This is a genomic window from Plantactinospora sp. WMMB334 (assembly GCF_049179095.1).
Lineage (GTDB): Bacteria > Actinomycetota > Actinomycetes > Mycobacteriales > Micromonosporaceae > Plantactinospora.
Window position 1 is genome coordinate 7,858,066 of the sequence record NZ_JBMHME010000002.1, and the last position, 18,966, is coordinate 7,877,031.

At 73.2% G+C, this 18,966-nt stretch carries 19 protein-coding genes; 15 read left to right on the plus strand and 4 right to left on the minus strand.

Translation table 11 applies throughout. The annotated features are described in order from the left end of the window. Nucleotides 1-79 precede the first annotated feature (79 nt). Nucleotides 80-4,477 (minus strand): S8 family serine peptidase, encoded by a 4,398-nt coding sequence (locus ACN27G_RS34100; protein ID WP_421496747.1) that lies wholly within the window; start codon nt 4,475-4,477, stop codon nt 80-82. A gap of 314 nt (nt 4,478-4,791) precedes the next feature. On the opposite strand from ACN27G_RS34100, the gene ACN27G_RS34105 reads away from it, so the two are divergent. Both ACN27G_RS34105 and ACN27G_RS34110 read left to right on the plus strand, forming a co-directional pair. Continuing rightward, on the plus strand, nt 4,792-5,277 hold the full coding sequence (locus ACN27G_RS34105; RefSeq protein ID WP_421496748.1) for a winged helix-turn-helix domain-containing protein: 486 nt from the start codon (nt 4,792-4,794) through the stop codon (nt 5,275-5,277). Between the two features lie 198 nt (nt 5,278-5,475). Further along, nucleotides 5,476-6,342: a hypothetical protein gene (locus tag ACN27G_RS34110; protein WP_421496749.1), complete on the plus strand. Its 867-nt coding sequence runs from the start codon at nt 5,476-5,478 to the stop codon at nt 6,340-6,342. A 93-nt stretch (nt 6,343-6,435) separates the two neighbouring features. Here ACN27G_RS34110 and ACN27G_RS34115 read toward each other — a convergent pair whose 3' ends face one another. Beyond that, on the minus strand, nt 6,436-6,798 hold the full coding sequence (locus ACN27G_RS34115) for a DsrE family protein (RefSeq protein ID WP_421496750.1): 363 nt from the start codon (nt 6,796-6,798) through the stop codon (nt 6,436-6,438). Nucleotides 6,799-6,823: 25 nt separating this feature from the next. Here ACN27G_RS34115 and mtfM point away from each other — a divergent pair, with 25 nt between their 5' ends. Together mtfM and ACN27G_RS34125 are read left to right on the plus strand one after the other, a co-directional pair. Further along, the gene (gene mtfM / locus ACN27G_RS34120) at nt 6,824-6,928 is read left to right on the plus strand and encodes a small membrane protein MtfM (protein ID WP_349337864.1); all 105 of its coding nucleotides are present in this window, start codon (nt 6,824-6,826) and stop codon (nt 6,926-6,928) included. Nucleotides 6,929-7,103: 175 nt separating this feature from the next. Then, on the plus strand, nt 7,104-7,697 hold the full coding sequence (locus ACN27G_RS34125) for an FABP family protein (protein ID WP_421496751.1): 594 nt from the start codon (nt 7,104-7,106) through the stop codon (nt 7,695-7,697). A gap of 68 nt (nt 7,698-7,765) precedes the next feature. Here the strand turns inward: ACN27G_RS34125 and ACN27G_RS34130 are convergent, their stop codons facing one another. Beyond that, nucleotides 7,766-8,626 carry an aminotransferase class IV gene (locus tag ACN27G_RS34130; RefSeq protein ID WP_421496752.1) on the minus strand — a complete coding sequence of 287 codons (861 nt, stop codon included), beginning with the start codon at nt 8,624-8,626 and terminating at the stop codon, nt 7,766-7,768. Between the two features lie 67 nt (nt 8,627-8,693). Here ACN27G_RS34130 and ACN27G_RS34135 point away from each other — a divergent pair, with 67 nt between their 5' ends. The 10 genes from ACN27G_RS34135 (at nt 8,694) to ACN27G_RS34180 (ending at nt 17,029) form a co-directional block, all read left to right on the plus strand. After that, a complete protein-coding gene (locus tag ACN27G_RS34135) occupies nt 8,694-9,125 on the plus strand; it encodes a Fur family transcriptional regulator (RefSeq protein WP_421496753.1) in 432 nt (143 codons plus the stop codon). A gap of 54 nt (nt 9,126-9,179) precedes the next feature. Continuing rightward, the gene (locus ACN27G_RS34140; RefSeq protein ID WP_421496754.1) at nt 9,180-10,292 is read left to right on the plus strand and encodes a YgfZ/GcvT domain-containing protein; all 1,113 of its coding nucleotides are present in this window, start codon (nt 9,180-9,182) and stop codon (nt 10,290-10,292) included. Between the two features lie 229 nt (nt 10,293-10,521). Next, the gene (locus tag ACN27G_RS34145; RefSeq protein ID WP_421496755.1) at nt 10,522-11,358 is read left to right on the plus strand and encodes a 3-keto-5-aminohexanoate cleavage protein; all 837 of its coding nucleotides are present in this window, start codon (nt 10,522-10,524) and stop codon (nt 11,356-11,358) included. A 47-nt stretch (nt 11,359-11,405) separates the two neighbouring features. Further along, the gene (locus tag ACN27G_RS34150; RefSeq protein WP_421496756.1) at nt 11,406-12,386 is read left to right on the plus strand and encodes an asparaginase; all 981 of its coding nucleotides are present in this window, start codon (nt 11,406-11,408) and stop codon (nt 12,384-12,386) included. A 152-nt stretch (nt 12,387-12,538) separates the two neighbouring features. After that, on the plus strand, nt 12,539-13,252 hold the full coding sequence (locus tag ACN27G_RS34155; protein ID WP_421496757.1) for a helix-turn-helix domain-containing protein: 714 nt from the start codon (nt 12,539-12,541) through the stop codon (nt 13,250-13,252). Then, nucleotides 13,249-13,929 carry a hypothetical protein gene (locus tag ACN27G_RS34160; protein ID WP_421496758.1) on the plus strand — a complete coding sequence of 227 codons (681 nt, stop codon included), beginning with the start codon at nt 13,249-13,251 and terminating at the stop codon, nt 13,927-13,929. Before ACN27G_RS34155 ends, ACN27G_RS34160 begins: the two co-directional genes overlap by 4 nt. 68 nt (nt 13,930-13,997) lie before the next feature. After that, a complete protein-coding gene (locus tag ACN27G_RS34165) occupies nt 13,998-14,312 on the plus strand; it encodes a DUF2516 family protein (protein ID WP_421496759.1) in 315 nt (104 codons plus the stop codon). Continuing rightward, a complete protein-coding gene (locus ACN27G_RS34170; RefSeq protein WP_421496760.1) occupies nt 14,309-15,193 on the plus strand; it encodes an alpha/beta fold hydrolase in 885 nt (294 codons plus the stop codon). The genes ACN27G_RS34165 and ACN27G_RS34170 overlap by 4 nt, the downstream gene beginning before the upstream one ends. 75 nt (nt 15,194-15,268) lie before the next feature. After that, nucleotides 15,269-16,006: an alanyl-tRNA editing protein gene (locus ACN27G_RS34175; protein WP_421496761.1), complete on the plus strand. Its 738-nt coding sequence runs from the start codon at nt 15,269-15,271 to the stop codon at nt 16,004-16,006. A 96-nt stretch (nt 16,007-16,102) separates the two neighbouring features. Next, nucleotides 16,103-17,029 carry an SDR family oxidoreductase gene (locus ACN27G_RS34180; protein WP_421496762.1) on the plus strand — a complete coding sequence of 309 codons (927 nt, stop codon included), beginning with the start codon at nt 16,103-16,105 and terminating at the stop codon, nt 17,027-17,029. A gap of 60 nt (nt 17,030-17,089) precedes the next feature. Here the strand turns inward: ACN27G_RS34180 and ACN27G_RS34185 are convergent, their stop codons facing one another. Next, nucleotides 17,090-18,055 (minus strand): helix-turn-helix transcriptional regulator, encoded by a 966-nt coding sequence (locus tag ACN27G_RS34185; RefSeq protein WP_421496763.1) that lies wholly within the window; start codon nt 18,053-18,055, stop codon nt 17,090-17,092. A 102-nt stretch (nt 18,056-18,157) separates the two neighbouring features. On the opposite strand from ACN27G_RS34185, the gene ACN27G_RS34190 reads away from it, so the two are divergent. Next, complete coding sequence (locus tag ACN27G_RS34190) at nt 18,158-18,940, plus strand: EI24 domain-containing protein (RefSeq protein WP_421497576.1); 783 nt, start codon at nt 18,158-18,160, stop codon at nt 18,938-18,940. Nucleotides 18,941-18,966: the final 26 nt, after the last annotated feature.

An 18,966-nucleotide genomic window follows, 5' to 3' on the forward strand; every position in this document is an offset into this window, starting at 1 on the left:
GCGCCCGCCGCCCCGTCAGGGGACGGCGGGCACGCACCGTCTTCACCTCCCGCCGGTCGTCACCCGGCGGATCGGCCGATCAGATGCCGCCGAGCCGGGCCGGACACGGGTTCACCGGCTCCAGCACGTAGTCGAGCGTGCTGACCAGGCTGGGCTCGATCCGCTGGCGCTGCACCTGCGGCACCCAGCCGTCCTTGGCGACGATCACGTCGTACCGGCCCTTCGGCAGCCACCAGGAGTACATCCCCTTCTCGTTCGCCGAGAGGGTGTATCCGGTGGCCGGGTCGCCGACCCGGTTGACCCGGACCGTCGCCGGCAGCCGCAGCTCGGCACCGCCGCAGGTCCGGCCGATGACCGTCCCCTGCACCTTGCCCCAGCTACCCGGCGGGGAGACGTTCATCTCCACCCCGATCACCGGCAACGGATACGGGCTCTCCGTCACCAGGCCGAGGTCGGCGGTGTAGGTGCCGGGCTGCGCGACCCCGGCTGCCGCCGTGGCGGTCAGGGTGACCGTGACGCTCCGGGACGCACCGGGTGCCAGGGTGAAGCTGGCCGGCGTGCTGCTCAGCCAGGAGGCGTCGCCCGCCTCCAGGCAGGACTCGAGCCCGCCCAGCCGCTCGCTGTCGGCCGAACCCACGAACGAACTCGGCGAACCACCGACCTTGTACGCGCCGCAGACACCGGCGCCCCGATAGCGGGCGAACTGCGCGTTCGGCAGGTTCAGCCATGCCCCGGTCGCCGGGTCGTACGCCACCGTCCGGTTGGTAAGCGTGGTGGAGGCGGCGGTGGCGCCGCCGGCCAGCACCAGCATGCCGCCGGCGGCCGCGTACTGCGAGCCCCAGAGGTCGAGCGGCATCTCCGGCAGCGGGCTCCAGAGGTCGGTGCCCGGGTCGTAGACGTAGCCGTTCTTGAACTCCGTCGTGCCGACGCCACCGGCACAGTAGATCCGGCCGCCGATGCCGCCGCAGGACATCCAGGAGGAGCCCTGCGGATAGGAGTTCACAACTCCGAACGTCCGGGTGAGCGGGTCGAAGACTGTCACGTCCGCCGTGTCGACGGCGCACTCGTTGTCACCGCAGCCGCCGACGACGTAGAGCTTGCCGTCGACGGTCGCGAAGGCGGCCGCCGCCCGTGGCTCCGGATTCGTCACCCCGGGCAGGGTGCTCCAGGTGCCGGAGGCCGGGTCGAAGACGTCGACGGTCTCGACCGGCGCGTCACCGGCGCCCCAGCCGCCGACCGCGTAGATCCGGCCGTTCAGGGCGGCGACCGCCGGCTTCGACCGCCCGGACGGCATGTCCGGCAGGGCGGTCCAGACGTTGGTTGCCGGGTCGTACACCCAGGTCTTCCGCTCGGTGCCGGTGCCGGCACCGCCACCGATCGAGTAGACCTTGCCGTCCAGCGTCACCGCCGAGTTGTCGTAGACCGCGGCCGGCAGGTTGGCCACCCGGGTCCAGGCGTCGTCGACCAGCGGCGCCGCGCCGACGGTGCCGGCCCCGCCGCCGTACCTGACGCCGGTACGTCCCTTGCTGAGCCCTTTGATCTTCTGTTCCACCAGCTCCGCGCCGCTGGCGGAGAGTTCGCTGAACCGGGAGGCCCGCTCCAGCGCCTGCACCGTGGCGGGGGCGTTACCGGTGTTCGTCACCGTCACGGTGACGTTCCGGGTGCTGCCGTAGGGCTGGTGCAGCTCCAGGTTGGTCGGGCTGACCGCCAGCCGGGCGGCCCGGAGCGCGAAGTCGGCCCGCCGGGTGCCGTCCGCGACCACCGTCACCTGCTTGGTGAGCGGCCGGTACGGCGACAGGCTTGCGGTGAACGGCTGCGCGCCGGTCAGGCTGGAGAAGAGCCAGTAGAAGCCGTCCGGGATGTTCGGGTCGTCCGGCGTCGCCGCCGAGACACCCTTGTCCAGCGGCTCGTTGTCGCTGGTGACGGTGACACCGTTCAGGGGTCCGCCCGTGTTGGCGTCGGTGGTGAAGCCGGCGACCAGTCCGCCCGGCTCCGGCGTGCAGAGCCGGTTGACCACCGTGACGTCGTCCACCTCCCACCACCAGGCGAAGGTGCCCTTGAAACGGAACCGGACCAGCGCCTCCGCCGCCCCGGCGGCCGGGTCGAGCGGAATCTCCTCGATCCGGGGGCCGCGCCGGCTGACCGTCTGGTGCCAGACGTTGGTCCAGGTGGTGCCGCCGTCGGTCGAGACGTCGACGTCGGCGGTGTCGCTGACCCCCACCGCGCGCCAGTCGCTGTTGAAGCGCAGCAGCGGCGCGTCGACCGCCGAGAAGTCCAGCGGCGGCGTGATCAGATCGGTGTCCTGGGTGTTGCCGCTGCCCAGCGCGTCACTGTCGATGATGGCGAAGTTGCCGGTACCGCCGGTGAGGTTGCCCCGGCCGGCCGGGTCGTCGAAGGCCCAGCCACCCTTGTCGGTGCGGTTCACCACCGACCAGCCCGCCGGCGCCGAGCTGGCGTCGAAGCTCTCCGAGAGGAGCGGCTCGCCGATCCCGGCCCGGTATCCGGCGGCGGTGCAGCTCGGCAGCACGGCGACGGTGATGTTCTGCGTCTTGGAGCCGGTGCCGACCGCCACCTCGGTGCTGACCGGCCGGTAGCCGGGGTAGACGACCGTGGTGGCCAGCGTGTAGGTGGCGCTGCCGGGGACGGTGAACGAGTAGGCGCCGGTCACCGGGTTGGTGTAGACCGGGCCGCCGGGGCGTCCGGAGACCTCGATCCTCGCGTAGAGCGGCCAGCCGTGCCCGGAGCCGTCGGTGACCCTGCCGGCCACGGTGACCATCCGGGCCGGACTCAGGGCGAAGTCCTGGGCCAGCACGTCGCCACGGGCGACGGTCACGGTGGCGGTCGCCGGGGTGTAGCCGTAGGCGCCGGCGGTCAGCTCGTGCGTGCCGGGGGGCAGCATCAGCGCGTACGTCCCGTCGGCGTCGGTGAGGGCGGTGAAGGTGCCGGTGCGTACCTCGACACCGGCGATCGGCTCGGAGGTCGCCGCGTCGGTGACGGTGCCGGTGACCCGGCCGGCGTCGCCGCGCGGCGCGGCGCTGACCGCCTGGTACGCGTTGAGCCGCCCCTCCCCGAAGGTGTTGTTGTCGTCGAGGGTGCCGCCGCAGGTGAGCGCGTCGACGTCGGTGGCGGTGTCGTCGAGCAGGGTCTCGGTGGCCTCGATGTTGCCCTTCAGCGCGGGGGCGGCCGACCAGATCAGTGCGACGGTGGCCGAGACGTGCGGCGCCGCCATCGAGGTGCCGCTGCCGAGCCCGTAGCCGTTGCCGGGCAGGCTGGACCGGACGTTGCTGCCCGGCGCCGCGATGTTCGGCTTCACTCCGCCGTCGATGCTGGACGTGCCCCGGCCGGAGAAGCTGGAGATGACGTTGTTGCTGTCGTACGACCCGGCCGCGTACGCCAGCGGGTAGTCGCCGGGGTTCTCGGTGGTGTTGCAGCCCGGCCCGTCGTTGCCGGCGGAGAAGCTGGGGAAGATGCCGGCGGCGCGCCAGGCGGCCACGGTCTGCGTGTACCACTCGTCGCTGCGGCCGCCGCCCCACGAGTTGTTCACGACGTCGGGGCGCAGGTCGGGTCGGGGGTTCTGCCCGTTGAGGTCGGTCGGGGCGAGCACCCACTGGCCGGCGGCGAGCAGCGAGGCGTCGGAGCAGTTGTTGGTCTCGCAGCCCTTGGCGGCGATCCAGCGGGCGCCGGGTGCCACGCCGATCTGGTTGCCGGCACCGTCGTCGCCGACCATCGTGCCCATGGTGTGCGTGCCGTGGCCGTTGTTGTCGCACGGCGCCGGGTTGGCGCAGACCCCGGCCGGGTCGAACCAGTTGTAGTCGTGCTCGAAGCCGCTGCCGGTGTTGCCCCGGTAGGAGCCGCGCAGGGCCGGGTGGTCGAACTGGACGCCGCTGTCGATGTTGGCGACGACCAGGCCCTCGCCGCGGACGTCGAATTCGGACCAGACCCGGGGCGCCTCGATGTTGCCGATGTTCCACTCGACCGCGTCGGTGCCGGCATCGGTCGTGGCCCGAATCGGCTCGGGTTCGATCAGTTCGTAGTTACGACTGGGCTCGATGCGTCGCACGTCGTCCCGGGCGGCGATCGCGTCGAGCAGGGCCCGGTCGCCCTCGACCCGCAGGACGTTGGCGATCCAGTACGGCCGGTAGCTCGTGCCGCGTTTGTCCAGTTCGGCGCGGAGGCCGCGCTGGCTGCGCTCGGCAGTCGTGGTCAGCGCCCGGTAGACCGCGGTGGCCCGGTCGTCGGAGTCGGCCAGCTTCGCTGCCCCGCTGAGCTCGGCGCGGTCTCGCATGTAGACGGTGAAGGTGGTGGTGCCCTCGGCGGCGAGCTCGGAGAGGAGCTCTCGGCTCACCTCCGCGTCGGGTGCGGCTGCGGTGGCGACCGCAGGCTGTGCGGTGACGGCAAGCAGCGCGGCGGCGGCCACGGCCGCCAGCCGCCGGCGTAGTGGCTGGTCGGCCCGGCTCGATCTGGATCGGTGCGGCATGCTTCCTCCCCCATTGTTCGGTGTCCCGAGTGGTCTCGGGGCCGGTCGCCCAGCTCCGGATGTCCGGGCTAGCGCCACGCGTGTGCCCGACAATCGTTCACGGACAGCACCCCCCACATGGGCTAGGAGTAATGCTCTTGCTCCGGGGGGTAGTGATCAATGCTCGATGTCGGCCAGTATCTAGGCAGTAACTAGGCGTATTTCGGTCAGGAGTGAGCCTACTGCCCTACATCGGTTAGCGTCGCTGTTGACGCGCCCGGTCAAACCCGTTTGGCTAGGGCCCGCACAGCCGACGGGGGAGGAAGTGGAGCGAGGTGGCAAACGGAGAAGTCCCGCTGGTCGTGTGCGTCTCTACCGACGTCGCGGTGCGGGAACGCGTGGTGCGACGGCTGGACGACTTCGGCACCGTCGTGATCTGTTCGGATCTCTCCGAGCTGCGGGCGATGCTGTTTCCGACGGCCGGCGACGCAACGAACCCCGGCCCCGGCCCCGGCCCCGGCCCAGTGAGCCTCGGCGAGCTCTCCGTCGACCCCGGCGGCCACCTGGTCACCTGGCGCGGCGAGCCGCTGGCGCTGACCCGGCTCGAACGGGAGCTGCTGGCCCGGCTGGCAAGCGCCCCGCTCGGGGTCTGGACCTACGAGCGGCTCTTCGGCTCGGTCTGGGGTGGCGCCTACCTCGGTGACACCGCCATCCTGCACTCGGCCGTGAAACGGCTGCGCCGCAAGCTGCGCGCCGTCGAGGGCGGGCCGCAGGTGCAGACCGTACGCGGCGTCGGCTACCGCCTCGCCCCCGGTCGCTGACGACCGTCGGGGGTCGGTCCCCGTCGGTCGGCCCGGCTGTGCTGCGGGCCGGTCTCCGGTCGGCCCGGATGCGGTGCGGGCCGGTCTCCGGCGGTCGGCCCGGCTGCCGAGCTGGCCTGTCTCCGGTCGGCCCGCCCGGATGCCCTCGGCGCCGGCTCGATGCCGGCACTCCGAGGGCGCCGTGCCACCATGGCAGGCGTGAGCACAGACGTCCCGGTGCCGCCCCCGCCCGGCCAGCCGGCCCCTCCTCCGGCCAACCCCCGGTGGCGGCGCTGGCTGCTCGGCGCGCTCGCCGGCTGGGCGGCGCTGCTGCTGGTGCTCACCCTCGTCTCCGTGCGCCGCGACGACCCGACCGTACGGGAGCAGCGCAGCATCGAGCAGGCCGGACCGGTGGTGGACCGGGCGCTCGGGGAGCTCGTCGCCGCGGCCGGGCCGGACGTCGCCGTCGAACTCGCGCCGAGGGTCCCCGACGAGTGCGAGCTCACCGTGTTGCGCGAGGGCGCGACGTTGGACGCGACGGTCCTGATCCGCGCCCCGGAGGCGGAGCTGCCCGGGCTGCTGGACCGGATCGCCCAGCGGCTGCCGGCCGCGTACCGGGCCGGGGTCCGGCACAGTGCCGACGGCAGCGTGCACGTCCTGCGGGCCGACGCGGGAGAGTTCGTCGCGATCGAGGGCGGCCAGGCTGGTCCGGGCATCCTGGAGCTGACCGTCAGCACCGGCTGCCGGCCGGTCTCCGGCGGCCCGGACCGCCGCGCCGCCGCGCCGCTGCCGCCGGCCGAGCCGGACCCGCTCCGGGTGCTCGGCGCGCTCGGTGCGACCGAACCGACCCCGGTCGAGCTGGTCACCGTGGGCTGCCCGGGCCGGGGCAGGGCCTGGACGGCGTACGCCATCGGGCGGGGGAGCTCGGCCGGCCCGCCGGGCGCCCTGCTGCCCCGGCCCGCCGGGGCCGTCGTGATCGCCGACACCACCGAGCTGTACGCCTACCGCAGCGGCCCGGTCAGCGTGGTGGTCGAGAGCGGCGACGGCCGGGTCCGGGTCGCCACCACCACGAGCTGCGAGGGGTGACCGGACCATGCCGGCCCGGCCGATCCAGCCTGCCCGGCGGTCGTCAGGCCCGGCGGGTCTTCGAGCCCAGCGGTCGTCAACCCCCGGCGGTCATCAGTAGACCAGCGCCTGGGCGCCGTCGGCCATCGCCTCCTCGACGAAGACCGCCGCCCCGGCGATGCGTACGCCCGACAGCACGTCCGGCTCGCCGATCTCGCGCCGGGCGGCGCACTGGCTGCAGACGGTCACCCGACCGCTGCTCAGGATCACGTGTAGCAGCTCGGCCAGCGGCGCGGAGTGCGGCAGCTCGAACTCCTCGGCCCGGCCCGGCAGCGCGAACCAGCTCGACTCGCCGGTCAGCCAGAGCGACACGTCGACGCCGGAGGCGACCGCCGTGGCGGCCACGGTGAGGGCCTGTGCGCAGCGTTCCGGAGAATCCGAGCCGGCGGTGGCCTTGACGACCAGGGTACGAGCCATGCCGCCAGCATAGGATCTACCCGTCATGGTTACCGAGATCGGGTTCGTCAGCCTGCTGGTCGCGGGATTAGGCGCGCTCGCCGGTTATCTGGTCTATCTGGCCGTGAGAATTTCGAGAGGACGTTGGTGAGTGCGAGGAGTGAGCCGGGTTTGCGAGCCCCGCAGTCACGAACGGAGGGGATGTTGGTGAGTGCGAGGAGTGAGCCGGGTTTGCGAGCCCCGCAGTCACGAACGGAGGGGACGTTGGTGAGTGCGAGGAGTGAGCCGGGTTTGCGAGCCCCGCAGTCACGAACGGAGGGGACGCTGTGAGCGACAACTCGATCGAGCCGCCGCCCTGGCTGAACGCGCCACCGGTCGACCCGTACCCGTACGAGGAGACGTACGACCTGCGCAAGGGTCCGGACCTGCATCCGGCGCTGCTCGGGCTGCTGCCGTACGTCGGGCTGTGGCGGGGGCGGGGGCGGGGCGGCTTCCCCACCATCGAGGACTTCGACTACGCCCAGGAGATTCGGATCACCCATGACGGTCGGCCCTTCCTCCGCTACGAGTCGCGGGCCTGGATCCTCGACGAGCAGAGCCGGCCGGTCCGGCCGGCCGGGCGTGAGGTCGGCTGGTGGCGGGCGGTGCTCGACTCCGAGGGCAGGGGCACCGACGAGCTGGAGGTCACGCTGACCACCCCGACCGGGGTGACGGAGCTCTATCTGGGCAAGGTCACCGGTACCCGGGTGGAGTTGGTCACGGACGCGGTGCTGCGCACCTCGACGGCGAAGGAGGTCACCGCCGGGCACCGGCTGTTCGGCATCGTCGAGGGTGCGCTGCTCTACGCCCAGGACATGGCGGCGATGGGTCACCCGCTCTCGCCGCACCTATCCGCCCGCCTGATCCGCGTCGGCGGCTGACGTGTAAGGAAGGGCCCCTTCTTATCGTTTTCTGTTGTAGAAGGGCCCCCTCCTTACACACCCCCTCCTTACACCCATTCCTCACAGGTGAAGCCGAGGAGGTCGCGCAGTGCGGCGGTGTGCGGTGAGGCGGGCAGCGGTGCGCCGTCCAGCGCGCGGACCTCGGCGAGCCCGCGTACGGACGAGGTGAACCAGACCCCGTCGGCCGCCCGCAGCTCGGCGGGGGTGACCAGGCGCTCGGCCACCCCCCAGCCCAGGTCGCCGGCGTGCCGGAGCAGCCAGTCGACGGTCACGCCGGGCAGGATTCCGGTCCGGTCCGCCGGCACGGTGTGCAGTGTCCCGCCGGTCAGCCAGACCAGGTTGGCGGTCGGCCCCTCCAGGGCGTACCCCTCGATCGAGGTCCAGAGGGCGTCGTCGACGCCGTTCGCGGCGGCCCAGCGCCGGGCGGCCTCGCTCACCCCGTACGACGTGGTCTTGAGCCCGCCGAGCAGCCACGGCCGGCCGGTACGGGCGTCGGCGGCGATCCCGAGCGGCAGGGTCGCCACCGCGATGCCGTCCCGGCGGGCCCGGCGGGACGCGGCCGGCACGCCGGAGAGGGTGGCGTAGACGGTCGGCCCGCCGCCCTCGGGTCCCCGGGTGCAGACCAGCCGGAGCGCGCCTTCGGTCCCGGCCGGCCAGCCGGCGCAGGCGGTGTCGAGCAGGTCGCGCAGCGCGGCGGTGCCGGGCAGCGGCAGCTCCAGCGCGTTCGCCGCGCGGGCCAGGCGGGCCAGGTGCTCGTCGGCCAGCCAGGGACGGCCGGCACGGACGTGCATCGTCTCGAAGAGTCCGTCGCCCCGGAGTACGCCCCGGTCGTCCGCGCGGACCACCGGCTCGCCGGCCGGCACCACGCCCCGGCCCAACACCACGATCACCATCTCCGGGTGCGACATCCTGCCGAGGGTAGTCGGGCGTCGGGCCGTGACCCGGGTACGGCCGAGGGCGAACTATGCTTTGTCGGTGTCGGAATCGTCACTTGCGGAGATGCTGCGTTCCCGCGGACTGCGGTTGACGGCGCAGCGACAGTTGATCCTCGAGGCCGTGCTCGAGCTCGGGCACGCCACGCCCGAGCAGGTGCACTCGGCGGTCCGCGAGGTCGCCGCCGGAGTGAACATCACCACGATCTACCGGACACTGGAACTACTCGAACGCCTCGGATTGGTTACCCATACGCACCTGTCCCACGGGTCACCGACATACCACGCCGCGGGTGAGGACGCCCACGTGCACCTGGTCTGTCGGATCTGCGGGGCGGTCGACGAGGTCGATCCGGAGGTGTTCCAGCCGCTCTGCGACAAGCTGGCGGCCGAACGGGGCTTCCAGGTCGACATCGGGCACGTGGCGCTCTTCGGCGTCTGCGGCCGGAGCGACTGCGAGGAGCAGCGGGAATGAGTGGAGCAGCGGGAATGAGTGGAGTGGTCGCGGGATGACGGAGGAGCGGCGGGGATGATCGACATCGCGGGCGCGGTGGCTGTCGAGGCGATCGACGAGGAGACCCGGGACCGGCCGGCGCCGGAGCACGCCGCGGCCGGCGTACGTCCGGTGGCCGCGCACTACGGCGACCCGATCCGGGAGCAGCGGCTGCTCGCCACCGACGTCGGCCTGGTGGACCGCTCGCACCGGGGCGTGATCGCCGTACCGGGGGTCGAGCGGGCGGGTTGGCTGCACACCCTGACGACCCAGCACCTCGCCTCGCTCGCCGCCGGGCAGGGCAGCGAGCTGCTTGTGCTCTCCCCACACGGGCACGTCGAGCAGCACGCCATGGTCGCCGAGGACGGCGAGACCACCTGGCTGGACACCGAGCCGGCGGACACCGCCGGCCTGCTGACCTATCTCGAGAAGATGCGCTTCTTCACCCGGGTCGACCCGCGCGACGCGACCGCCGACTGGGCGCTGCTCTCCCTGGTCGGCCCGCGCGCCACCGAGGCGGTCGCCGTGCTGGGGGTCACCGGCCTGGCCGAACCGGACGTGCTCGGTGTGCCGGGCCCGAAGTTCGCCGCCGGCTCCCTGCCACCCCGGCCCACCGCGGTGTACGACGTGCGCGCGCTGCCGGGCGGCGGCTGGGCGCGCCGGGTTCGGCTCGGGGTCGACCTGCTGGTGCCCCGGGGAAGCCTGCCGGAGGTGGTCGGCACGGTGACCGGCGCCGGCACGCCGGTCGCCGGGCTGTGGGCGTACGAGGCGGTGCGGGTGGCGCAGCGGCTGCCCCGGGTCGGCTTCGAGACCGACCACCGGACGATCCCGGCCGAGGTGGGGCTGGTCGCACCGGCCGTACACCTGGACAAGGGCTGCTACCGGGGGCAGGAGACGGTGGCCCGGGTGCACAACCTGGGGCGCCCGCCGCGCCGGCTGGCGCTGCTGCACCTCGACGGGGTGAGCACCGACCAGCTTCCGGCGGTCGGCGCCCCGGTGACCGCCGACGGCCGTACGGTCGGGTTCGTCGGCACGGCGGTCCGGCACTTCGAGTTGGGGCCGGTCGCGCTCGCCGTGCTGAAGCGGTCGGTGCCGGCGGACGCCGCGCTGCGGGTCGAGGATTCGACGGCGGCGATCGACCCCGAGTAGACGGCGGCGGCGGTCGACCACGGGCAGACGGCGGCGGCGATCGACCCCGAGTAGACGGCGGCGGCGGTCGACCACGGGCAGACGGCGCCGGTCGGCGCCGGATAGACGGCGGCAGCGGTCGGCACCGGGCAGACGGCGGCGGTCGGCACCGGGCAGCGGCGACCGGACGGCCGGGGGCGCGGTTTCGCCGGTGGCGGGTGTGCCCGGACGCCTCGGTTAGGATCCCGGCATGACGGGCACCTTGATCACGGTCGCGCCGACCGGGGCCGAGTCGGCGAAGGCGGAGGTCCCGGCACTGCCGGTCACCCTCGACGAGCTGCTGGTCACCGCCAGGGAGTGCGAGGCGCTCGGCGCGGCAGTGATCCACGTGCACATCCGCGACGACGAGGGCCGGCCGACCCTCGACCCGGGCCGGCTGCGGGAGACCGTTGCCGCGCTGCGGGACGACACCGGGCTGGTCGTGCAGCTCTCCACCGGTGGCGCGGTCACCGATCCGGAGGCGGATCGGCTGGCGGTGCTCGACGCCGGTCCCGAGATGGCCTCCTGCACCATGGGCACTGTCAACTTCGGTGACGACGTCTTCCTCAACCGCTGGGAGTTCATCGTCGAGCTGCACACCCGGATGCAGGACCGGGGCATCGTGCCCGAGTACGAGATCTTCGACCTCGGCCACCTGACCACGCTGCGCCGGCTGCTCGACCGGTACGGCCTGCCGGCCGGCGGGCACGTGCACGTCGACTTCGTGATGGGGGTGCCCGGCGGCATGCCGGGCAGCACCGGGACGCTGGTCGCCTGCGCCGAGGCGCTGCGCGATCTGCCCGACGGGACGACCTTCTCGGCGACCGGCATCGGCCGGAGCACGATCCCGGTGATGCTCGCCTCGGTCTCGGCCGGCGGGCACCTGCGGGTCGGCATGGAGGACACGATCACCTACGCCAAGGGGCGCCCGGTGGAGTCGAACATGCAACTGGTCGCCCGGGCGGTCGGGCTGGCCCAGCTCGCCCAGCGTCCGCCGTTGGGCCCGGCACAGGCACGGGAGCTGTTGGGACTCGCCGTACAGCGTTGAGGGGGCGCCGGGTCGACCTCCCGGCCCGGTGGGTACCGTCCGCCGCCATGGGCGAGATCTACGACGGCGGTGCGCCGCTGGTGGAGGTGGTCCGGTCGGGCTTCGTGGAGTCCGTGCACCGCGGTTCGGTGGTGGTGCTGGACGCGGGCGGATCGGTGCTGGCCGGGGCGGGTGACGTCACCGGTCCGGTCTTTCCGCGATCGTCCAACAAGCCGCTCCAGGCGGTCGGGATGCTCGGCGTCGGGCTGCGGTGCGGCGGTGCCGACCTGGCCGTGGTCTGTGCCAGCCACCACGGCGAGGACCTGCACGTCGACCGGGTCGGCGGGCTGCTGCGGCGTACCGGGCTGGCGGAGTCGGCGCTGCGCTGCCCGCCGGACCTGCCGCTGTCGGAGCAGGCCCGGGAGGCGCTGTTCCGGGCCGGGGGCGGGCCGTCGCGGCTGCGGATGAACTGTTCCGGCAAGCACGTCGGAATGCTGCTCAGCTGCCAGGCCGCCGGCTGGCCGGTGGATGGGTACTGGCGCCCCGGGCACCCGCTTCAGCGGCGGATCACGGCCACGGTCGAGGAGTTCACCGGCGAGCCGGTCGCGGCGGTCGGGGTCGACGGCTGCGGCGCGCCGGTGCTCGCCGTCTCGCTGACCGGGCTGGCCCGGGCGTACCTGCGGCTGGTCTCGGCGGAGGCGGCCCCGGCGGCACGGACCGTCGCCGACGCGATGCGGGCGCATCCGGAGCTGGTCGCCGGCACCGCTGCGGAGGCGTACGACACCCGGCTGATGACCGGGATCCCCGGGCTGCTCGCCAAGAGCGGCGCGGAGGGAGTGGTCGCGGTGGCGGTGCCGGGGTACGGGGCGGTGGCCGTCAAGATCGACGACGGAGCGACCCGCGGCCGGATGCCGGTACTGGCCTCGGCGTTGCGCCGGCTCTCGGATCGCGCCGGCAACCCGCTGGACGCGCCGGTCCTCGACGAGCTTGCCGAGCTACCGCTGTACGGCGGTGGCGAGGTCGTCGGCTCGGTACGCGCCCGCTGGTGACCCCTGCCACGCCGGCCTCTGCCGGCTGTCCGACCCGATGCGTCAAACAGCTCGCCGAGCGGGAACGCCGGAACTGAGACGTGCACAACTATCGCTAACTCTGGCAAGCGTTTTGCTTGCAGGAGCAAGCGGGGGTCGTTACCGTCGAAGACATGGCCAACCCGAAGGACCTTCCCCGGGACATCGGTGGGTTCATCCGCGACCTGCGCCGCAACGCGAAGATCTCGTTGCGGCAACTGGCCGAGCAGGCGGGGGTGAGCAACCCCTACCTGAGCCAGATCGAGCGCGGGCTGCGTAAGCCGAGTGCGGAGGTGCTCCAGCAGTTGGCGAGCGCCCTGCGGGTCTCCACGCCGGTGCTCTATCTCCGGGCGGGGCTGCTCGACGACCGCGAGGGGCAGGGCGTGCTGGCCGCCATCGCGGCCGACCCCGACCTGACGATGCCGCAGAAACAGTCGTTGAGCCAGATCTACGAGACGTTCCGCCGGGAGAACCTCCGGCACGGGGACGCGGACGTCCGGCACCCGGACATGGACGCGGACGTCCCGACCGGACCGCCCACCGGCACCGGTGCCGGTGATGATCCGACGGAGGCCGTACTCGAATCGGTGGCGGTGACCGAGGCGGGCGCCGCCGCGCCGCCGGCCGGGACCCGACCGGGGGCGGAGTCCGCCCCGCCGGGCGGGGAGACCACGCCGCCGGGCGGGGAGACCACGCCGCCGGGCGGGGAGACCGCCCCGCCGGGCGGGGACACCACGAGGACAACCACGACGAGGACGACCACGAAGAGGACCGCCAGGAAAGCGGTCAAGAAGGCCGCGCCACCGGCTCCGTCGGTCGCCTCGGCCCCTGAGGAGGAGCAGCCATGACCCAGCCCCGTACCACCCGGATCCCCGGCCCGCTCTACGCGGTGGCCGGTGCCGGCGACATCGCGTACCAGCAGTTGCGCCGGCTGCCCGCCGTGGTGAGTGGGCTCGGCGACGAGACCACCCGCACCGAGCTGCGCGACAGGGCCGTGGCGACCAGCACCGAGCTGCGTCAGAAGGCCGCGCTGACCCTGCGCAACGCCAACTCCGGCGCGGTGAACCTGCGGCACCGCGCCGCGAGCCGCGAATTCGACCTCGACCGGCTGCGGGAGGCGACCATCCGCAACGCGGCCGTGGTGGTGGCCGGCGCGCAGGCCGCCCAGGAGCGGGCGCTCGCCGTCTACGGCGACCTCGTCGCCCGGGGCGAGCGGGTCGTCGGCAGCAGCGTGGTGCAGGCGGCCGACACCGTCAACGCGGACATGACCGCCAGCGAGACCCGGGCGGTGCCCGGCCCAGGGCAGCCGGCGCTGAGCACCACCCCGGCCGAGGTGGTCGAGCAGGTCAAGGAGCCGGCCGCCGCGACCGCCGCTACCGAGGCGACGCCGACGGCCACCGAGATCGGGGTGACACCGGCAGCGTCGGAGGCGACGCCGACGAAGCCACCGGCCGCGAAGCGCCGCCCGGCGGCGAAGTCGACCCGCCCGGCAACCCGGCGCACCCGCCCCACGACCGAGAAGTAGCGGGCAGGCGACCCGGGTGGGTGCGGCAAGTGGCACGCACCCGGGGTCGCCGGCATAAGCTTTCCGCCATGGCCCAAGCCGCGCCACTCTTCTTTGACGAGGTCGTCACCGTCATCAACCTGGTGCTGATCGTCTTCGCCCTCGTGGTCCAGGGCGTCGCGCTCGTGCACTGCATCACCCAGCGCTCGGATGCGTTCCCCGCGATCGGCACGCTCCCGAAGGGAGCCTGGATCGCCATCCTGGCCGTCTGTCTGGTGCTCACCCTGCTGCTCTACCAGCCGATCAACCTCTTCGCGCTGATCGGCATCGCGGCGGCACTTATCTATCTGCTCGACGTCCGGGTCGGACTGCGCGACCTGACCGACGGCAAAGGCTTCTGGTGAGAGACTTCCGCTGGCCACCGCCGCCCGACGGCGGACCACGGACGTACGGCCCCGGTCCGACCGCGCCGCGCAGCGGTCGGCCGGCGTTGCCGGATCCGGAGACCGAGCTGGTCGCCACCCCGCACGGCGTACGGCTGGAGCAGTTGGTGACCGGCGACGGTGACCCGGTCACGGTCTTCGCACACGGTCTCGGCACCGGCATCTCCACCACCCGGCCGCTGGGCAGCGCGGTCAACGGCCGCAAGATCTTCTTTCAGTTCCGTGGCCACGGCCGCTCCGACGCGCCGGAGGGCGAGTGGAGCTACGCCGACCTGGCCCGTGACCTGCGCGCCGTCGCCGACCTCGGCGGCGCCACCCGGGCCCTCGGGATCAGCCTCGGCGCGGGCGCGCTCTGCCGGCTCCTCTGGGAGAGCCCGGGCCGCTTCGCGCGGGCCGTCTTCGTGCTACCGGCCGTGCTCGACAGGCCCCGGCCGGAGGTGGCCCGGCGCCGGATCGGCGAACTCCTGGCCGCGGTACGCGGCGGCGACGCCGCCGAGGTGGCCGAGGCGGTCGCCTTCGAGGTGCCGCCGGCGATCCGCAACACACCGGCCGGCTGGGCCTACCTGCGGCAGCGGGTGGACCAGTTGACCCGGGACGGCCTCGCGGCCGGGCTGGCCGACCTGGCCGGTCAGGTCCCCGTCCGGCAGCCGTCGGCGCTGACGGCGGTCACCGCCCGTACCCTGGTGATCGGCTGTGCCGGTGACGACCTGCATCCGGTCCCGGTCGCCGAACAGCTCGCCGAGGCGCTGCCGGGGGCGAGCCTGCACGTCTACGACCGGCCCGGCCTGCTCTGGACACACCGCGCCGACCTGCGCGAACGGATCAGCAGCTTCCTCAACTGAGGCGACCGCGCGGCATGAGGCGACCGGGCGGCATCGGGCGCCCCTCGGCGGCGACCCGGAGTACCGTGACGATCCATGGGCGTTCATCAGCACGGCCGGACCAGCCGGCTCGACCTCGCCGACCCGACCGTGCGCGAGTGGGAGTGCACGGTGCTCGCCGTCGACCCCGAGCAGGGGATCGTGCTGGACAGGTCGGCCTTCTATCCGGGTGGCGGCGGCCAGCCGCCGGATCACGGGGTGCTGCTCTGGCAGGGCGTACAGACCCGGATCGTCGGCACCCGCAAGGGCGACGACCTCTACCTGATCCCCGCCGAGGGTGATCCGCTGCCGCCGGCCGGCACGGCGGTGACCGGGGCGGTCGAGGACGAGCGGCGCAGCCTGCTGATGCGCACCCACTCCGGGCTGCACGTGCTCTGCGGCGTGGTCTTCCGGGACTTCGGGGCCCTGGTCACCGGCGGCAACATGGAGCCGGGCGAGGCCCGGATGGACTTCAACCTGCCGGAGGTGCCGGGCGACTTCAAGGCCCGGCTGGAGGAGCTGGTCAACAGCGAGGTCGCCGCCGACCGGGCGGTCGCGGTCAGGGTGCTGCCCCGGGCGGAGGCGCTGGCGCTGCCGGACATCATCCGTACCCAGTCCAACCTGATCCCCGCCGACGAACAGGAGATCCGGATCGTCGACATCGCCGGGCTGGACGTACAGGCCGACGGCGGCACCCACGTCGCCTCGACCGCCCAGATCGGCAAGGTCCAGGTGGTCAAGGTGGAGAGCAAGGGGCGGGCCAACCGACGGGTACGCCTCCGGCTCGTCCCCTGACCGGTAGCACCGCCGCCGAGACGGGTGACCGGTAGCACCGCCGAGACGGGAAAATCCGGACGCCGGTTGTCAGGTTTCGCTGCCAGAGTCGCCACCATGACGCAAGACAGCACAGCAGGACTCACTGGAAAGATCGCCCTCGTCGCCGGGGCGACCCGGGGCGCCGGCCGGCAGATAGCCGTGCAGCTCGGCGCGGCCGGCGCCACCGTCTACGCCACCGGGCGCAGCACCCGGGAGAAGCGCTCGGAGGTGGACCGGCCGGAGACGATCGAGGAGACCGCCGAGCTGGTCACCGCCGCCGGCGGCGTCGGCATCGCCGTACGCGTCGATCACCTCGTACCCGACGAGGTGCGCGCGCTCGTCGAGCGGATCGACCGGGAGCAGGGCCGGCTGGACGTCCTCGTCAACGACGTCTGGGGCGCCGACCGCTACATCGGATGGCACCGGCCGATCTGGGAACAGTCCCTCGACGAGGGCTTTCGCACCCTCCGCCTCGCGGTCGACACCCACATCATCACCAGCCACCACGCCCTGCCGCTGCTGATCCGCAACCCGGGCGGCCTGGTGGTGGAGGTCGGCGACGGCACCAGGGAGTACAACGACGAGAACTACCGGCTCTCCGCCTTCTTCGACCTCGCCAAGACCTCGGTCAACCGGCTCGCCTTCCTCTGGGCGCACGAGCTGAGGGAGTTCGGCGGCACAGCGGTCGCGCTCACCCCGGGCTGGCTGCGCTCCGAGTTCATGCTCGACGAGTTCGGCGTCACCGAGGAGAACTGGCGGGACGCCGTCGAGAAGCAGCCGCACTTCGTCATCTCGGAGAGTCCGGCGTTCGTCGGCCGGGCGGTCGCCGCGCTCGCCGCCGACCCGGACCGGGCCCGCTGGTCCGGGCAGTCGCTCTCCAGTGGCCAGCTCGCCAGGGTCTACGGCTTCACCGACCTCGACGGCAGCCAGCCGGACGCCTGGCGCTACATGGTCGAGGTGGAGGCCACCGGCAGGCCCGCCGACGCCACCGGCTACCGCTGAGGCGCAAGGAAGGGCCCCCTATTATCGCTTTCTGTTGTAGCGGGGGCCCTTCCTAACACCTCAGGCGTAGAGCTCGGCCAGGCGGTGGGCAGCGGCGACGAGCCGGGCCCGCAGCTCCGGCGGCTCCAGCACCTCGACCTCCGGGCCGAGGCTGAGCAGTTGGCCGTACGCGACGTCGGGGGACTCGACGGGCAGCCGGCTGACCACCCAGCCGTGCGCGTCGGGCTCCCCGGCGTTCGCCTCCGCCTCCCGTACGGCGGGTGGCTCGGCGACGTACCGCAGGGCGTGCCGGCCGGCGGGGCTGAGTCGTACGGTGATCTCGTCGCGCAGCATCTCCCGGACGAACCTCTCCGCCTGGCTGCTCCAGTAGCCGGCCAGCTCGAAGGAGTCGTCCCTGGTGAACGTCTCCGGCCGCACCGTCACCTCGGTGATCCGGTCCACCCGGTAGGTGCGGTGCCCGGCGCCGACCCGGGCCACCAGATACCACCCGCCGCCCTTGCACACCAGCCCGTACGGCTCGACGGTCCGGGCCACCTCCCGCTCCCGGCGGCGGTAGCGGAACTCGACCGTACGGTCCTGCCACACCGCCTCCGCCAGCTCGGCGAGCCAGCTCGGCGGGTCCTTCTCCCGGAACCACCCCGGTACGTCGAGGTGGAACCGCCGTTCCACCCGGGTCGACGCGTCCCGCAACCCGCTCGGCAGGGCGGCGAGCACCTTCAGCCGGGCGGTCGCCACCACCTCGGCGAGACCCATCTCGCCGGCCGGCCCCGGCAGCCCGGAGAGGAAGAGGGCGTCGGCCTCGTCCCGGCTCAGCCCGGTCAGCCGGGTCCGGTAGCCGCCGAGCAGCCGGTAGCCGCCGGCCCGTCCCCGGTCGGCGTAGATCGGGATGCCGGCGGCGCCGAGCGCCAGCACGTCCCGGTAGATCGTCCGTTCCGAGACCTCGAGTTCCCGGGCCAGTTCGGCGCCGGTCATGGACTCGCGGTTCTGCAACAGCAGGACGAGGGAGATCAAGCGAGCGGCGCGCACGTCTCCATCCTGCCTGCCGTGGCCGATAGGCTGCCGGTCGTGCAGACCCCCACCCCCGGCGATCCCGACCCCGGCCGCCCCGGCGCCGACCGTTCCGGCTCCGTGCGTCCCGGTTCCTTCCTCTCGGCGTTCGGCTCCGGCGTCGGGCTGCTGTTCCGGGGGCTCGCCGTCTACGGCCGCAGCCCCAGGCTGGTGCTGCTCGGCATCGTGCCCGCGGTGATCTCCGGAGCGCTCTACCTCGCCGGCCTCGCCACGCTGATCTACTTCTCCGACGAGCTCGCCGAGCTGATCACCCCGTTCGCCGACGGCTGGTCGGAGGCGGCCCGTACGCTCGTACGGCTGGTCGCCGGGTTGGCTCTGCTGGGTGTGGGCGGGCTGCTCGGTGTGCTCACCTTCACCGCGATCACGCTGGTGATCGGCGACCCGTTCTACGAGAAGATCTCCGAGCGGGTGGAGGAACGGCTCGGCGGCGTACCGGACGAGGTCGAAATCTCCTGGTGGCGCTCGCTGCGGCGCAGCATCGCGGACGCGGCGCGGCTGATCGTCCGCTCCGTACTCTTCGGCGTGCCGCTCTTCGTCGCGGGTTTCCTGCCGATCGTCGGCCAGTTCGTCGTGCCGGTGATCGCCGCGCTGGTCGCCGGCTGGTTCCTCGCGATGGGCCTGGTCGGGGTGCCGTTCCAGCGGCGCGGGCTCCGGCTGGCGGAGCGGCAGCGGGCACTGCGGGCGCACCGCCCGCTGACCCTGGGCTTCGGGGTCGCGGTATTCCTCTGCTTTCTGATCCCGCTCGGCGCCGTGCTGCTCACCCCGGCCGCGGTCGCCGGGGCCACCCTGCTGGCCCGCCGGACGCTCGGGCTCTCGATCGACCGACCCGTCGCGCCGGCCTGACCCGGGAGCCGGCGGCGGACGAGCCG

Excerpts from the sequence above, each read along its gene's own strand:
- ACN27G_RS34100 (WP_421496747.1), bottom strand. The coding sequence starts at position 4,477 with ATGCCGCACCGATCCAGATCGAGCCGGGCCGACCAGCCACTACGCCGG.
- ACN27G_RS34115 (WP_421496750.1), bottom strand. The coding sequence starts at position 6,798 with ATGGCTCGTACCCTGGTCGTCAAGGCCACCGCCGGCTCGGATTCTCCG.
- mtfM (WP_349337864.1), top strand. The coding sequence starts at position 6,824 with ATGGTTACCGAGATCGGGTTCGTCAGCCTGCTGGTCGCGGGATTAGGC.
- ACN27G_RS34130 (WP_421496752.1), bottom strand. The coding sequence starts at position 8,626 with ATGTCGCACCCGGAGATGGTGATCGTGGTGTTGGGCCGGGGCGTGGTG.
- ACN27G_RS34140 (WP_421496754.1), top strand. The coding sequence starts at position 9,180 with ATGATCGACATCGCGGGCGCGGTGGCTGTCGAGGCGATCGACGAGGAG.
- ACN27G_RS34145 (WP_421496755.1), top strand. The coding sequence starts at position 10,522 with ATGACGGGCACCTTGATCACGGTCGCGCCGACCGGGGCCGAGTCGGCG.
- ACN27G_RS34150 (WP_421496756.1), top strand. The coding sequence starts at position 11,406 with ATGGGCGAGATCTACGACGGCGGTGCGCCGCTGGTGGAGGTGGTCCGG.
- ACN27G_RS34155 (WP_421496757.1), top strand. The coding sequence starts at position 12,539 with ATGGCCAACCCGAAGGACCTTCCCCGGGACATCGGTGGGTTCATCCGC.
- ACN27G_RS34160 (WP_421496758.1), top strand. The coding sequence starts at position 13,249 with ATGACCCAGCCCCGTACCACCCGGATCCCCGGCCCGCTCTACGCGGTG.
- ACN27G_RS34165 (WP_421496759.1), top strand. The coding sequence starts at position 13,998 with ATGGCCCAAGCCGCGCCACTCTTCTTTGACGAGGTCGTCACCGTCATC.
- ACN27G_RS34175 (WP_421496761.1), top strand. The coding sequence starts at position 15,269 with ATGGGCGTTCATCAGCACGGCCGGACCAGCCGGCTCGACCTCGCCGAC.
- ACN27G_RS34180 (WP_421496762.1), top strand. The coding sequence starts at position 16,103 with ATGACGCAAGACAGCACAGCAGGACTCACTGGAAAGATCGCCCTCGTC.